The organism is Dictyobacter sp. Z7_2, assembly GCF_057551105.1.
Genome location: NZ_BAAJPE010000002.1, coordinates 2,827,244 through 2,842,507 on the forward strand (window position 1 = coordinate 2,827,244; position 15,264 = coordinate 2,842,507).

14 protein-coding genes are annotated in these 15,264 nt (G+C 49.6%); 10 read left to right on the plus strand and 4 right to left on the minus strand.

Annotated elements, in window-relative coordinates:
- Positions 1–288: 288 nt before the first annotated feature.
- The 10 genes from AC27N8_RS25370 to AC27N8_RS25415 all read left to right on the plus strand — a co-directional run bounded on the left by AC27N8_RS25370 (position 289) and on the right by AC27N8_RS25415 (position 11,180).
- Positions 289–2,154 (plus strand): protein kinase domain-containing protein, encoded by a 1,866-nt coding sequence (locus tag AC27N8_RS25370; RefSeq protein WP_487070630.1) that lies wholly within the window; start codon positions 289–291, stop codon positions 2,152–2,154.
- 48 nt (positions 2,155–2,202) lie between these two features.
- Positions 2,203–4,836, plus strand: coding sequence for a PP2C family protein-serine/threonine phosphatase (locus tag AC27N8_RS25375; protein WP_487070632.1), 2,634 nt, complete (start codon positions 2,203–2,205; stop codon positions 4,834–4,836).
- A gap of 92 nt (positions 4,837–4,928) precedes the next feature.
- Positions 4,929–5,288: an NADH-quinone oxidoreductase subunit A gene (locus tag AC27N8_RS25380; protein ID WP_487070634.1), complete on the plus strand. Its 360-nt coding sequence runs from the start codon at positions 4,929–4,931 to the stop codon at positions 5,286–5,288.
- Positions 5,279–6,022, plus strand: a complete 744-nt coding sequence (locus AC27N8_RS25385; RefSeq protein ID WP_487070636.1) for an NADH-quinone oxidoreductase subunit C — start codon at positions 5,279–5,281, stop codon at positions 6,020–6,022. The genes AC27N8_RS25380 and AC27N8_RS25385 overlap by 10 nt, the downstream gene beginning before the upstream one ends.
- A gap of 48 nt (positions 6,023–6,070) precedes the next feature.
- Positions 6,071–6,370, plus strand: a complete 300-nt coding sequence (locus tag AC27N8_RS25390; RefSeq protein ID WP_487070638.1) for a hypothetical protein — start codon at positions 6,071–6,073, stop codon at positions 6,368–6,370.
- Between the two features lie 9 nt (positions 6,371–6,379).
- The gene (locus tag AC27N8_RS25395) at positions 6,380–7,531 is read left to right on the plus strand and encodes an NADH-quinone oxidoreductase subunit D (protein WP_487070640.1); all 1,152 of its coding nucleotides are present in this window, start codon (positions 6,380–6,382) and stop codon (positions 7,529–7,531) included.
- Between the two features lie 63 nt (positions 7,532–7,594).
- Positions 7,595–9,019 carry a complex I subunit 1/NuoH family protein gene (locus AC27N8_RS25400; protein WP_487070642.1) on the plus strand — a complete coding sequence of 475 codons (1,425 nt, stop codon included), beginning with the start codon at positions 7,595–7,597 and terminating at the stop codon, positions 9,017–9,019.
- A gap of 102 nt (positions 9,020–9,121) precedes the next feature.
- A complete protein-coding gene (locus AC27N8_RS25405) occupies positions 9,122–9,604 on the plus strand; it encodes a flavoprotein (protein ID WP_487070644.1) in 483 nt (160 codons plus the stop codon).
- Positions 9,605–10,141: 537 nt separating this feature from the next.
- Positions 10,142–10,558: a zinc metalloprotease gene (locus AC27N8_RS25410; RefSeq protein WP_487070646.1), complete on the plus strand. Its 417-nt coding sequence runs from the start codon at positions 10,142–10,144 to the stop codon at positions 10,556–10,558.
- A 25-nt stretch (positions 10,559–10,583) separates the two neighbouring features.
- Positions 10,584–11,180, plus strand: a complete 597-nt coding sequence (locus AC27N8_RS25415) for a hypothetical protein (RefSeq protein ID WP_487070648.1) — start codon at positions 10,584–10,586, stop codon at positions 11,178–11,180.
- 116 nt (positions 11,181–11,296) lie between these two features.
- On the opposite strand, the gene AC27N8_RS25420 is transcribed toward AC27N8_RS25415, so the two are convergent.
- From AC27N8_RS25420 to AC27N8_RS25435, 4 genes are read right to left on the minus strand one after another with little or no spacing between them, the layout of a single operon-like run.
- Positions 11,297–11,929 carry a phosphatase PAP2 family protein gene (locus AC27N8_RS25420; RefSeq protein WP_487070650.1) on the minus strand — a complete coding sequence of 211 codons (633 nt, stop codon included), beginning with the start codon at positions 11,927–11,929 and terminating at the stop codon, positions 11,297–11,299.
- Between the two features lie 53 nt (positions 11,930–11,982).
- Complete coding sequence (murI, locus tag AC27N8_RS25425) at positions 11,983–12,786, minus strand: glutamate racemase (RefSeq protein ID WP_487070652.1); 804 nt, start codon at positions 12,784–12,786, stop codon at positions 11,983–11,985.
- Positions 12,787–12,834: 48 nt separating this feature from the next.
- Positions 12,835–14,502 carry an acyl-CoA mutase large subunit family protein gene (locus tag AC27N8_RS25430; protein ID WP_487070654.1) on the minus strand — a complete coding sequence of 556 codons (1,668 nt, stop codon included), beginning with the start codon at positions 14,500–14,502 and terminating at the stop codon, positions 12,835–12,837.
- Positions 14,503–14,551: 49 nt separating this feature from the next.
- On the minus strand, positions 14,552–15,124 hold the full coding sequence (locus tag AC27N8_RS25435) for an acyl-CoA carboxylase biotin carboxyl carrier protein subunit (protein ID WP_487070656.1): 573 nt from the start codon (positions 15,122–15,124) through the stop codon (positions 14,552–14,554).
- Positions 15,125–15,264: the final 140 nt, after the last annotated feature.

A 15,264-nucleotide genomic window follows, 5' to 3' on the forward strand; every position in this document is an offset into this window, starting at 1 on the left:
AAATCGTGCTTTAGCTCGTATTCCTTAGTAAAGGATAAGCGATTGTGTTAGTGATTGGCTTCGGGCTGCTCTGAAGCCAATTGCTACCATGACTTATAGGGATAGTTTAGGGCGTCGCTGTAGGACTCTGGAAGCATCCACTGCTCACTTAAGGAAAGATGTGTTATAATGCCCCCTAGAAAAGCCGAAATTGAAGGTATGGAGCGCATATATATTTGAACCCCATGAAGTGGCATCTGTCACAGGAATGACAAGGAGTTCAATTAGTTTTCGCGGTGTAAAATACGTATGTCAAATAATTATTCATCGAATGCTGAAACCGACAACGAACTACCAGGAAATGGCTCGACGCCAGTTCCACCGCGGCCACCAAGTGATGTGCCGGCTAATGAACACACACCTTTTACACCGCCATCTTCTGATGCTGCCCTTCCTGCAACGGGCGAGAGTGGACCTCGGAAGGGGTTGGCAGCGGGTACTGTTCTTTCTGGGGGGCGTTATACTCTGGAAAGACCGATTGCCTCTGGCGGTATGGGTGCTGTGTATAAAGCCATCGATGGTCGTTTTAAGCGTCCGTGTGCGGTAAAAGAGCTACTGGATAAGTTTCATAACGATAGTGAGCGCGCACAGGCGATTGAGTGGTTTGAGCGTGAAGCAACGATGTTGCTGGAGCTGAATCACCCTTGTATTCCGCGTGTGCGTGACTTCTTTGCTGAGAATGGCCGCCATTACCTGGTGATGGATTTTATCGATGGCTTTACACTGGCTGAGATGTTGGAGCGTGAGGCCAATGTGGCTGGCGTGCAGGGAGCACGTGGCATTACCGAGTTGCGTGCCCGCAGCTGGATGCGTCAGGTGAGTAGTGTGCTTGGCTATCTCCATGCGCAGACGCCACCGATTATTTTTCGTGACTTGAAGCCATCCAATGTGATGGTCACAGGACGTGACGAAATTAAATTAATCGATTTTGGTATCGCTCGCACCTTTCAGTCACAACTCCAGGCCACCGTCATTATGACTGTTGGCTATGCTCCTCCTGAGCAGTTATATGGTCAGCCCGAGCCTCGTAGTGATATCTATGCGCTGGGAGCAACGATTTATCGCTTGCTCACGCGGCATGATGCCAGTAATAATAAGCCGACACTTTTCTCGTTTCAACCCATCCGCGCATTGCGACCTGATGTGTCGCCGGCCTTTGAGCGCGTCTTGATGAAAGCTCTGGCTCCTGAACTGGGACAGCGCTGGGCGAGTGCCGCAGAATTGGAACGTGCATTATTGGCTTTGCCACCAGTGACTGTTGTGCCATCAATGGTCGCGGTGAAACCAGAAGCCATCGCGGCAACAGAGAGAGCCTTTCCTGCTGGCTCCAAGCCAGAAGGCGCTTCCGGCTCCGGACAAAATTCTCTTGTTGGAGCTAATCCCACGCCTGTGAGGCCCGTATCGGGATCGCTGACTGGTGGGCCTGCCGGTTCATATATTACAACTTCGCTGGCTCATCTAACGTCAAAGAGGATTGACGCTGCGTACGAAGCCATCCAACTGGCGCACACCCTGGAGCCAAACAATGCTCTGGTCCATCAAATCTTTGGGCAGGTTTTTGCACGTCGCACGCCCCCGCAAGTGGATCTGGCGCTCCAGGCGTATAATCGCTCACTTGCACTCAACAATGGTATGGCTAGCACGCATAAGTTGATCGGAGATGTCTGGCTCTTTTTACGGCAATCGCCGGCTCAGGCTATCCAGCCATATACGCAAGCTTTGCGAATTAATCCACAGGATTTTGAATCCCATGACCGTCTGGCGCAGTGTTATGAGAAGACGAATCAGGTAGAGCCTGCTCTGCGTGAGTATCAGCAGGCGTTATCGATGGTTCCTCAGCAGCCGGAAATTTTGCGTTTGCGCTTATACTTTTCGTTGGGTCAGGTTGCCATGCGTGTAAACCAATGGTCGGTTGCCGAGCACGCGTTCGTACAGATCCTGATGTTGAATGCTGCGGATACCCAGGCTCGCTATTTGCTGAGTCAGGTGTATGAGCGCGAAGGGAAATTAGAAGATGCCTTCCGCGAATGTGGCTATGTTATCAACGGGCCGCTGGGAGGCAATCCAGCTGTCCAACAACTCTTCTTTAGTTTGAAAAATCGTTTAGGACGGTAAGAGGCAATCTTTTATGCACTGTCTATCTGGCATGAAGGGAAAGTGTCAATGAGTACGCATCGTCTCAACTCCCGGAGATCAGTGAGCTTTCAACTGCCATTTTTTTTCTTATGTATCTGGCTCATCATCGCCCTGCAAGTTGGGTTCTCTTCTCCTGCCTTTGCTGTTGCCCGACAGACGCCAACGCCGCTTCCTTCTCAGGATGTGACGCGTGCTGGCGTCTCTGTTATTCGCCTGCTTGTCTCGTATACAAGTACGGAAGATGCTACGAATACGGGATCTGCTGCGAACTCTACTATTATGTGTACTGGTTTGGGCGTTTTTGTCTTGAGTCAACTTACCTCCGGTAGTGTTAGCCGCTATGAAAACTGGGTACTCACCGACGGATCGTTAGTGAATACAGGAAACAAAGCTACCTGTTTGCCGTCTGAACCGGCTGCAAAGCTCACAAGTATTATTATTTATACCAGTACTGGCTATAATTCTCAGCAGGCTATCAAATTTACTGTTAATGCTGCTGATATTTCTGTGCATTGTGTGTCTAAGGATAGTGCCTGCTCTGATAGTCCTGCTTTATTCTCTTTTACAAGTGGGGTTGATGAGCCGCAGCCATTTCTTGATCTCGCTCCTGGGCAGACGAATGGGACTTCCACGAGTGATGGAGGAAAAGCGCTTTCGCTGACTCAGAGTGATGCGACGCTGAATGGCCTGCAAACGTCGAATATCAGCTCAGCGTTATCGACTACGTATGAGAATCAATTGACTTTATATCGTACACCAGCGATTATGACGCAGCAGAATGTCACCACTGAAGTGGGTACGCCGCTGGTGAATAGTACTGGTGAGCTCGTTGGGATGCATGTAGGGACAAACGCGTCTGCGACAGTACCTGCTACAGCGCTGGTTCCATTCCTGGGTGCAGTCTTGCCCAAGAGAGCGAGCACCTCTGCGCTGAGTCCCGTCTATCAAAATTGGAAAAATGGCATGGATGCTTATTATAATCAAGCGACTGCTACAGCTCATACCTCCTTCCAGAAAGCGTATACAGCCAATGCCAGCTTTCAAGCCGCGCAACATTTTGCCAGCCTCACTACGCTTGAGAGTGGTCGAGCGGCCCAGAGCACTGGTGAGCAGCAGCGAACATTATCTGCGACCCCTGGAAGCGTCACAGTGAACGGAGTGCAAATTCCCTATTGGCAACTGGCGCTGTTTTTAGCTCTTCTGATTGCATTAGTGCTTTTTGTGATCTTTATCAACTGGCGTGCCCGCTTGAAGCGACGCAAACGTGCTCTGGAAGCAGAGTTGGCGGATGCCGAGCAGCATGCGACAATCGATGCCCAGCGCATTCGTCTGGCGGAGCTGGAAGCCTCTCAGAATCAGAGCCAGGGCCAGATGGTCGGATCGTCATCTCCCCTGCCTGCTGTTGTGAAGACTGGTTCTTTAGGAATGGTGGCCCATTTTTGCCCTCGCTGCAACAAGACTGTAAATGCAGATACTCGTTCCTGTCCCAATTGCCAGCAGCAGCTGATTCCGGTTGATACAAGTGCCCAGCAGCGTGGCTATACACCCCTCCCTGCTGTCTATAGTCAGGCAAATGGAGTTGGTTCTGCGGCACCGGCTCGTCCTCCTATCACCAGCTCCAGTTCTATTGCGGAGCAGCCCACGGTTGTACCGGCGGGAGCCATCGCGGAGCAGCCGACGATTGTACCAGGACGCTCTATTGCGGAGCAGCCTACGGTCGATATTATGGATAATAAGTCAGAGGAAGATGAATATCATGATCCCGAAAAGACTATTCCATATGCCATGCGCCATTTAAGTGGACAGCGTTTGGGTTTTGTCGTTGGTGCGCGTTCCGATCCCGGCATTAAGCGCAAGTATAAGCCAAATGAAGATAGCTTGTTTGTGGCGCAAGGAGTCGTCAAGGGTTCAGCACGACCCCCTATGTTTGGCTTGTTTGTGGTGGCTGACGGTATGGGCGGCCATGCCAATGGTGAGGATGCCAGTCGCCTGGCGATCCAGACGGTAATTAATTATGTCTTGCCGAAAATTGTCGGCCAGGGATTGCGTCAGGGCGATGTCTATACCCGCCTCCTGGTTGAAGGGGTGCAAGAGGCAAACGTGGCAGTGCATCAAAACAACGTGCAGCAAAATTGCGATATGGGAACAACTGTCACTGCCACGCTGTTTGTGGATGGTGTTGGCTACGTAGCCAATGTGGGCGATAGTCGAACCTATCTCTACCGTCCGGGGACGGGACTGAAGAAGGTAACGATGGATCACTCGGTGGTTGCCAGCCTGGTAGAGGCCGGCATCATCAAGCCTGATGACATCTACACGCATCCGAAGCGCAACCAGATCTATCGCAGCCTGGGAGAAAAACCCATGGTTGAAGTTGATTCGTTTATGGTGCAATTACAGCCAGGTGATAAGCTTATCCTCTGTTCTGACGGTTTATGGGATATGGTACGTGATCCGAAAATCGAAGCGGTCATCAAAGAATTTGATGGACATCCGGCCGATATCGGTGATGGACTGATCCAGGCTGCTCTGGATGGCGGTGGAGAAGACAATGTAAGCGTCATTGTGGTGCATATGACCGAATCGGTTGATATGTCTGGTTTCCCGGCCATTCAGCTGATCGCCAAACCAGACTCGGTCGAGATGCCGACGTTACAGTAAAATTGTCGCCCTCCCATCTCTGTGCTATAATCTATTCAGCATTTTCTTGACCTCCGCTGCTATTGGCGGAGGTATTTATTGGGAGGAAAAGCGTGTCTAATATTGGATATTTATATGCAGGTATCCTGCTCGCAGCTGGCTTCGTTTTTGTGATCGTCGCCACGACGGCTGGAAATCTGCTTGCTCCACATAAAGCGACAAAAGAAAAACTGCAAACGTACGAATCTGGAGAAGCTCCCATTGGCTCTGCCTGGATACAATATCCACTCGGATTTTACATCTATGCTCTGCTCTTCGTTGCCTTTGATGTAGATATCGTTTTTGTTATCTCCTGGGCTATCATCTTCAAACAATTGGGCATTTTCGGCTTTTGCGAAATCGTCTTCTTTATTGTGGTCCTTGCTCTCGGATTGTTGTATGCCTGGCGTAAGGGAGTCACACGATGGATCTAGTACCTCGTTCAAAAAATATTCCCAGTGCTACTACTGGCTATCGGGATCAGAACGCCGCTCTGGCTCGTGATCTGGCTCCGCTGGCACAAATCACTGGGAAGCCAGTTGTTCCGCAAGTCCAGAAGGGAGACTATCTCGGCCTGGAGGTTGAGCGCGAACATCTGCTTTCAGTCGCACGCTTCTTGCGTGATCAGCTGGGTTTTGATCTGCTTAGCTGTATTTCAGGGACCGATATGCTAGACCATTTAGAGACTGTCTATCATGCACGTTCAACCGTGCGTGGACAGTTGCTTCAGGTCAAAGTTCGTATCGACAATGTCTCACCCGAAGTCGATAGCGTTGTCTCAGTCTGGCCGACCGCCAATTGGCTGGAGCGTGAGACCTATGATATGTACGGCATTCGTTTTGCTGGCCATCCAGACCTGCGCCGCATGTTGCTCGATGATGATTTCGAAGGTTATCCTCTCCTGAAGACTTTCCATCAGGTTCCTATGACTGTGAAACCTCGTGCCACTACCCAGATTGATCCAAACATGGCCGTTTCCGGACAATATCAGCAGCAAAATGTTGAGCACGTGGTGCAAAAGAAATTGGGACAAGGTCAGGAAGAGAGATTACATCCTGGTACACCTACCTTTGTGCATACGCAGGAATCGGTGCAGAAAGATGCGAATCTGCAAGGAACGTCGCAGGCTGGTGAGTCCGTGCCGGGTACCGGACCGTCTAGTAAGTAATTAGTTCTACGTGGTTGATGGGTGACCCGGACGGAAGGCATAGATATCATGCCGCAGCTCAAAAAGCGCAAAAAAAAACAACGTATCATCACTAGTATTGCTCAGCCTGTGCTGCCTGATCAAGTCTATCGCCAGCGACCAGCCCCACAAACATCTGCTGGGGTTCGCCCGTTAGTGATTGGGGCTGTGGTGGCGCTGGGATGTTGGATCATCGCTTATTCCTTCTTTGTACAAAGTAGTCCCAACCGCTACGTTTTTGCTGGCATGATGGCAATGATTGCTTTACTGTGGTCGGTTAGTTTCGGCGTTCGTTTACTAAAGTGGCAACGAAGAAGACACACAAACTAGAGGAAGCTTATGGCTACGAATCAAGATACTGATCTTCAGTACGAACTGACGGGCACGTCAGAGGGTCTGAAGACGCAGGAAATGTTGCTAAATATGGGGCCGCAGCACCCCAGTACTCACGGTGTGTTGCGTCTGATCATCACCCTGGAAGGCGAAACTGTCACAAATTGCACCCCAGTGATTGGCTATCTCCACCGTGGTATTGAGAAGATTTTAGAGAATCGTCCTGTTATGGGCGGCATCCGCTATATGGACAATGCGGATTATCTCTCCCCGATGCTCAATGAGACTGCCTATGCGGGTGCTGTTGAGCAATTGATGAATATTGAAGCGCCCAGACGTGCACAATATATTCGTTTGCTTACCAATGAATTGCAGCGTATCGCGAGCCATCTGGTAGGTATCGGTACCTATGGACTGGATCTGGGTGCGACGACTCCTGTTTTGTGGGCGTTCCGCGATCGTGAAGGTATTCTCTCGCTGTTTGAGGCTCTGGCCGGGAGTCGTTTTAACGTCAACTATCTGCGTGTTGGCGGCGTGCTGCACGATTTCCCCAAAGGATGGCTGGCAGAATGTGAAGCTTTCCTGGATACCTTAGAAAAAAATATGGTTGAGATGGATGGTCTGTTGAGTGGTAATGAAATCTTTATGTCGCGCACACAAGGCGTGGGATATATTGATCCTCAACAGGCTCTTGCTTATGGTCTGACGGGTCCGATGCTACGCGCCAGCGGCGTCAACTGGGATCTACGCGTCAATCGCCCTTACATGGCGTATCGTGAGGTTCCTGTGAACGTCTGTGTACGTCAGGAAGGCGACTGCTTTGCCCGCTATTCGGTGCGCATGCAGGAGATTACAGAGAGTATTCGTCTGTGTCGGGTAGCCATCGATAAAATGCCCGGTGGTCCGATTGGCACGCGTACTCCCATTGCCTTGCGTGTACCTCGTGGCGAGACCTATTTCGCTCTTGAGAGTAGCAAAGGCGAGCTGGGTGTGTATCTGATCGGCGACGGAAGTGAATATCCCTGGCGCGCCAAACTGCGCGGTCCATCGTTTGTCAATTTGCAGATCGTCCCTGAACTGCTACGTGGACATAAGATCAGTGACACGATTGCTATTCTCGGTAGCACTGATATCGTGCTTGGTGAGGTCGATCGATAAGCGTGTCTGTGAAGTAGTGAATAACTCATTTTTATGTTTGCTGCTTTTCCTTGGAGTTATCAAATGTTAGCAATAGTTATGACTGATACCCCATGGTATTTATGGTTGCAGCAATTGTGGACAGGAATTATTTCCTGGTCTTTCCTACAATTTGTCGTAGCCTTTCTTACCATCTTTGGTTTTGTGCTGACCAGCGCGACGATTCTGGTGCTATTTGAGCGGAAGATTATCGCCTGGATGCAGGACCGCTATGGACCTCTCCATACAGGCCCCTGGGGCATGCTCCAGTCGGTTGCCGATGTCGGTAAGCTGTTACTCAAAGAAGATATTCATGTGGCCAATTCAGATAAAGCGATGTTGATCTTCGCGCCATCTGTCTTCCTGGCACCGGTAATCGCAGCATTTGCCATCATGCCTTTTTCGCCCTACATTCAGATGCCTGGTGTCTCGATCGCAACTGGCCTGGTATTTTATGTCGCGATGAGCTCTATCGATGTGATTGGCGTGATCATGGCAGGCTGGGGCTCGAATAACAAATATTCGTTGATCGGTGGCCTGCGTTCAGCCTCGCAGATGATCTCGTATGAGCTGCCACTCGTGCTGGCTTTTATCAGCGTCATCATGCTGACCAGCGTCCTGGCGGGCTCACCGGGCTTCCCGAGCTACTCTGGACAGAGCGGCGTCGGCACGATTGTCCCTTACGAAATCATGCTCTTCCAGAACGCGGCCTGGCATCATACCGGCATCGGCATTCTGGATTTCCTCTTCCAGGGCTTCACTCCCTGGTCCTGGTTCTTTCTCTTCCAGCCACTGATGCTCATCATCTACTACATCTGCGGTCTGGCTGAGACGAACCGCGCTCCCTTTGACTTGCCTGAAGCCGAGTCCGAGCTGGTTGCGGGTTATATGACTGAATATAGCGGTATGCGCTGGGCTATGTTCTTTCTGGGTGAGTATGGCAATATGACAATTGTGTCTGCGATTGCTACTTACTTGTTCCTGGGAGGCTTTTCTGGTCCTGGAGTGAGCTTCTTAGTTGGCCAAAACTCCCTGCTCTGGGGCTTCGTGGGCAACATCATGGCGCTCGTCTACTTCGTTATCAAGATTTATGCCTTGTGCGCAGTCTTCATCTGGATTCGTGCCACGCTCCCACGGTTGCGTGCCGATCAGTTGATGCAATTCGCCTGGTTGATTTTGATGCCTGTCACGCTGGCGAATATTCTGGTTACTGGCCTTCTGTACTTCGCTACCGAGAGTCTGCCTACCTGGGTCTTCTTGGTCGCCTTAGCCTGTGTCAACTGGGCCAGTGTCTTTGGCTTCATCTGGCTGGTACGACGTGTGACAGTATCGTCCACGCGTCACGCCCAGGCACCTGCCATTCGGGCTCAATTGCGTGCCAGACCTGCCACGCCAACTCCTGCCTTGCGCGACGGCATACCGACGCGTGTGGCTCTCCCTGCTGGGGCTAGCTCTGCCACTCCGGAGTAGTCAGAATACAAACTACATATCGTGCGCAGACGATTTGCAGTGCAAGCAGATGGATCAACCACAAGCGTTGATCCATCTGCTTCTTTTTAATGAGGTGATATTTTGAGGACGTTAGCTGTGCTGGTCTGTGCCGCGCTCTCCGCCAGGCAGATCCAGGACTTTGTCGCGCTGGCTCAGCAGGACTCCTGGGATGTCTGGATCATTGCGACTCCCAATGCGCGTGCATTTATCGATGAAGCACTTCTAACGCAGCAAACGCATCATCCGGTCACCATCATGCAACCACTCGATCCGCTTCCCTCTTTCGACGCCGCAGTCGTGGTCCCAGCCACCTTTAACACCCTGCGCAAATGGGCGGCTGGCATCACCGATACCTATCTCCTCTCGCTTCTATGTACATGGACTCAGCAGCCTCACTTTCCCATCTCCGTATTCCCCCGAGCTAGCGCCGAGCTCGCTCAGGAGCCTGATTTCGCTCCTGCTTTATCCTGGTTACTGCAACACGGCATCCAGGTGTTTTATCAACCAGATCGCTATCCTCCCAATAATGCCATCCCCTGGACTGAGATAATTGCTTTGATATGATTTTAGGTGTCGAATGAATCTCTTATATGAGTGAGTGCTAGATATATTTAAGATAGTAGAAAATTGCTTGCCTCTTTAAATATGTCCTATATTGTTACATGATAGCTAATACCTAGTATAAATAATATATGATCTGGAACCAAAAAAACATAATTTACTCTTGTGCATATTTATATTTTATGCTATATTTAATATTATTGAAGTGTAAAAATATTAATAGGGGGATATGATATACCATAATAGTGTTGTGTGCTTAAGGTAAATATCGGAATGGAAATAATAACCGAAGATCGGGACGTTTCTCACTAATATTTACTTTATTTGCATTGATATCTCCTTAAGATATTGCTTTTAAAGAGAAAGGATATCTCTGTGAAAAGAACACTTGTACGTTTCGTTTTACCTGTCATGTTTGTAGCAGTACTATTTTCTGTATGTATAAGTCAAGCTTATGCTTATATCTTGTTAGGTGGGAGATGGTCAGGTCAACCCAGTGGTGGATGTTGTTTAAGGTTGGGAATTATTCTGGAAGGGCCTATGAATTCCTATGATCAGACTGGTTGGCAAAATGGAATTAATAGCTGGAACGCGAGTGCTGCAAATGTTTACTATACGACTGTCGGATATGGTCAAAGCACCATTGGTGCAACCGATACCTCGAATTCATCCGTTGGATGGGATGGCCTCACTTCACTGTCTCCTGGGTCGAGTGGACCAACGTATACAAGTGCTACAATGTATTTAAATGCCTATTATACACATTCCTATAATGCTGGAACCATTCAGTCGGTGTCGGCACACGAATTAGGGCATTTGAATGGCCTGGCACATGTAAGTGCTTGCGTATTATTAAACCCATACACTTCTGGATCTTCTGGACGATATACGGCCAGTTGTGGCTATATTAATACACCCAAGAGTGATGACATTAATGGAGTGAATGCACAGTATTAGTTTTTTAGATGCAAAGGATAAGATCATGATGAGAAAGCATTCCGTTCGCTCTTTTCTATTTGTCATCGCTATACTCTTTTCAGGAGGGCTAATGCTGTTCATGGTTGGCTGTCAAAGTTCTTCCGCAAATAATGCCTTAAATAATGAGGTTACAAAGACTGTTCATATGGATGCCAGTTGGTCCTCTGGATATGCTGATATTAAGAGTGCAAAGTACGCATCAGATGCGGTTGTTTACGGGCATGTCTCAGGTGTAAAAAGTACAGAAAAAGACTCTAAGGGTCTTGTTTATACGGATTACATTTTGAGTATAAATAAAGCTGCATGGGATCCACAGGGTAAAGCAAGCACGCAGACAATTATTATCCACCAGACTGGTGGGATTCTGGCTAATACCCGCTACGAAGTTGATGACGATCCTCTCTATACCGTGGGTGAGCAAGTAGTTTTATTCTTGCATGTCTATCAACCTGGCTATGCTTTTGTGAATGGGGGGCCAACTGGACGCTTTCAAGTTCGTAACGGCATTGTCTCCCCGCGCATAAGCCAGGCAGGTATGCAAGCATATGCATCTCAGTCTTTAGCCTTAGATACGTTTTTAAAGAATATCGAAGATGCATGAGGATGATCTTTAGAGAGTCGTATAAGCGTGATTTGTGACATCAAAGTCATCCTTCTTTTATGAGAAGGATGACATTTTCCTTTTGAAGTATCAATGTGATCTGTTCAGTACGGTGCTTAAAAACCTCGTATTTTTAGTAGCACCCATGAGAGGGCGACGCCTACGATTGATCCTGCGATGACCTGACTGAGGGTGTGACGATGCAGTTTGACTCGCGACCAACTGACCAGGATGACGAGTAAATAGGCAGGTAGGACGATAAGTCCATAGACGAAGGTAAGGGCGGTTACGGCGGCTGAGAGCGCTGAGGCGTGCATGCTGATCTTCCACCAGAAGGTGATAAACATCATGATGATGCCGCTAACAGATATCAGGAGCAGTAACGTTTCAAGATTTTTTTGTCCGTTGGTGAGACTGAGGACGATATACCCGATCAAGGTTGAGGCGATCCCAAACAGAAAAGGTCCGGTGCGTTGCGAGCGCATACTCACATCGAGATCGGTGAATTTTCCCGTGACGACTCCGATAAAGATATAGGTCATGGGACCGATGCAGAGAAAGAAAATGGTAATGAGGACGGAAAGAAAAATGTTTTGATTTTGGTTGGATAAGGCCATCAATATGATGAATGGTAAGGCTACTACCGCAGGCGATAAAACCGTCGATATGAAGCGTGCGAATGGCATCGAGCTATTTTTCGCTGTGTTTGGTGGCGTATCGCTGTCTTGTAGAGCCATATTATCAAGCATCGTGAATAATCTCCTTTAAATTCCTTCGCATCGTTGAGCGGACAAATTGTATCTCATGATGGTGTATGAGAGGCTTGTACGGTATATCCTAACACCGCACTTGCAACCTGACTGAAATCTTGAGAATCACCACTGCACCAGATGCGTATTGTACCATCTTCTTGCTCGCTCTCTGGATAAAGTAGCCTTTCTGCCTTGAGGATAGTATGAGTTCGGCGAGCAATGGCGGCTCCACTATCAATTACTTGAACGTCTTTTCCCACCACTTTTTCAATTGCTGGTCGCAAGGCAGGAAAGTGTGTGCAGCCCAGGACGATGACGTCAACTCCTTTTTCGGTCAAAGGTTGTAGCGCATGTTGTAAGGTCTCCTCAACCACCGGACCATCCAACATGCCATGTTCCACCAGTGTTACCAACTCAGAGCATCCGACGGCGTAGGCCTGGACATCTGAGGCGAAGTCCTCGATCAGGTGGTGTAGATATGCTGATTGGGCGGCCTGGTTCGTGGCAGTGATGCCGATGCGCCCATTTCTGGTGAGTCGTGCGGCTGGTTTTACGGCTGGTACGACGCCAACAATCGGAAGATTATAGGTGGCGCGTAGCGCACTGAGCGCCGCTTGTGAGGCCGTGTTGCATGCGACCACCAGCAGTTTAATTCCTTGATCGATCAGAAATTGACAGGCTTGCAGCGAGAAGGCGATGATTTCTTCTTCGCTTCGTACACCATAAGGACAATTGGCGGTGTCGCCAAAGTAGACGAAATGTTCATAAGGGAGTTCTTTACGTAAGTCTGCCAGGATGGTCAGGCCACCCGCACCTGAGTCAAAGACTCCAATTTTTCTACGCTCAATCTTCATACATTGTCTCAATTATACTCTATAACTAGCTGTAGAAAGCATACCATGCTAATCTATACTATGGAATTCTTCCTGCTCACCGAATATCCGGCGCAGGGTATCGCTAATCTCTCCAAGTGTCGCATAGGCTTCGACGGCTGAGATAATCAGCGGCATTAGATTCGTTGTTCCGGAAGCTGCTTGCTCAAGGGCTTGCAATTTCTGTCCAACTACTTCATTATCGCGCCGCTGCCTTAAAATAGCCAGTCTGGCAATCTGGCGTGCTCCAATCGCTGGATCGATGGATTGCGTCGGAGGACGTTTGAGCTCCTCTGTTTTGAAGCGGTTGACGCCTACCACAATTTCTTGTTCCTGATCCAGGGCGCGCTGATAGCTGTAAGCGGATTCCTCGATCTGAGCCTGCATATATCCGTGCTCGATGGCGCGGACGCTACCTCCCAGAGCATCTATCTGCTGAATATATTCCCAGGCGCGTTGTTCCAGCCCGTCTGTCAGAGACTCTATAAAGTAGGAGCCGGCCAGGGGATCAACCACATCGGCAACACCTGTTTCGTATCCCAGAATCTGCTGGGTGCGTAACGCGACCCGAGCGGTCTCCTCTGTTGGCAACGAGAGGGCTTCATCTTTCGCGTTCGTGTGGAGCGATTGTGTTCCGCCCAGGACCGCTGCCAGTGCCTGATAAGCTGTGCGTACGATATTATTATCAGGCTGCTGCGCCGTGAGCGTTGAGCCGGCTGTCTGTGTGTGGAAGCGAAGCATCATGGAGCGCGGATCTTGCGCCTGGAAGCGTTCACTCATGATGTGTGCCCACATGCGGCGTGCGGCGCGAAACTTGGCGACCTCTTCAAACAGGTTGTTGTGACTGTTGAAGAAGAAGGAAAGCTGTCCGGCGAATGTATCCACATTGAGTCCTGCATCGATGGCCGCCTGGACGTAGGCGATCGCATTGGCAAGCGTAAAGGCTATCTCCTGAGCTGCGGTGGCTCCTGCTTCTCGGATGTGGTAACCACTGATACTGATCGTATTCCAGCGCGGGAGTTCTTCAGAGCAATAGCGAAAGATGTCCGTGATGATGCGCATCGAGGCTTGTGGCGGATAGATATACGTTCCGCGCGCAATGTATTCTTTGAGCACATCGTTCTGGATCGTGCCTGAAAGCTTGCGTATATCCATGCCTTGCTTTTTCGCGACTGCGATGTAGAAGGCAAGCAGGATACTGGCCGTGGCGTTGATGGTCATCGAGGTGCTGATGTTTTCGAGTGGCAGATCATGTAGTAAGGTCTCCATATCTTCCAGGCTGGAGATAGACACTCCAACTTTTCCCACCTCGCCCTCAGCAAAAGAATGATCGGCATCGTAGCCCATCTGGGTTGGCAGATCGAAGGCCACCGATAGTCCAGTTGTTCCCTGTCCCAGGAGATAGTGATAGCGCTTATTCGATTCTTCGGCACTGGCAAAGCCGGCATATTGACGCATGGTCCATAGGCGTGCGCGATACATGCTCGGACGTATGCCACGCGTGAAGGGAAACTCGCCTGGATAGCCGAGCTGTTGGTGGATATCACTGCCGGCGAGATCTTCCTCGGTTGCCAGGTCAGGAATGGGGATACCTGAACTGGTGGTGACGCTTTTTTTTCGCTCGGCTGATTTTTTACTACTCTGTTGTGCTACCGAATGACGCCACTCGTCAACGTTTTTACTCGTATGCGGATTCATGACGCACTGCTCCTCTTACTGAATGCCAGGAAAATTATAGCATAGATTACTAGGAGGTTTGTTCTGCTTCGATAATCATCAGTAGTTGTCCCTGATCGACCGTCTGACCCGTGCTGACTTTGACTTCCTTGACGGTACCTGCGATGGGTGCGGTAATATCATTCTCCATCTTCATGGCGACCAGGATGAGTATGGTTTGTCCTGCACTGACTCTATCACCGGGAGCGACGACTGTCTTCATCACCAGCCCTGACATCGGTGCCTGGACCCTGGCTGTGCCGCTATGCGTGTTAGCACGAGCCGCACCTGCCAGCAGTTGTGTACGCTCATCGCTCACCTCCACAATAAAATAGTGCCCGGCGATTTGGATTTCATAGCTTTGTGCATCCGTCTCATTGGACTGGGAGAGAGGTCGTGCGAATATCTCGTACGATTTTCCCCCTATAATCAAGCTATATCCCCCACCAGTCTCTCCATGAGATGCAGTGGCGAGCGTCATAATTTGATGATAGTCGAGCGTATGAGAAGAACCGTTGAGCGTGATCGTCGTCTGATTATCTGGTTTGGGCTTCACAATCCCGATTGTGTATGGGCGATTTTTGATGGTTGAAATATATGGCATTGCCGACTCCCTTCCCCTATGAATGCTTGGACGCGTGCATGCCTGCTCATTGTACCATACGCCTTCGGTAACATATGCTTGCATCCCATGCTGCCAAAGTTAAGGAGAAGCGTCCTTTCTGAGATTCAATGTAAAAATGG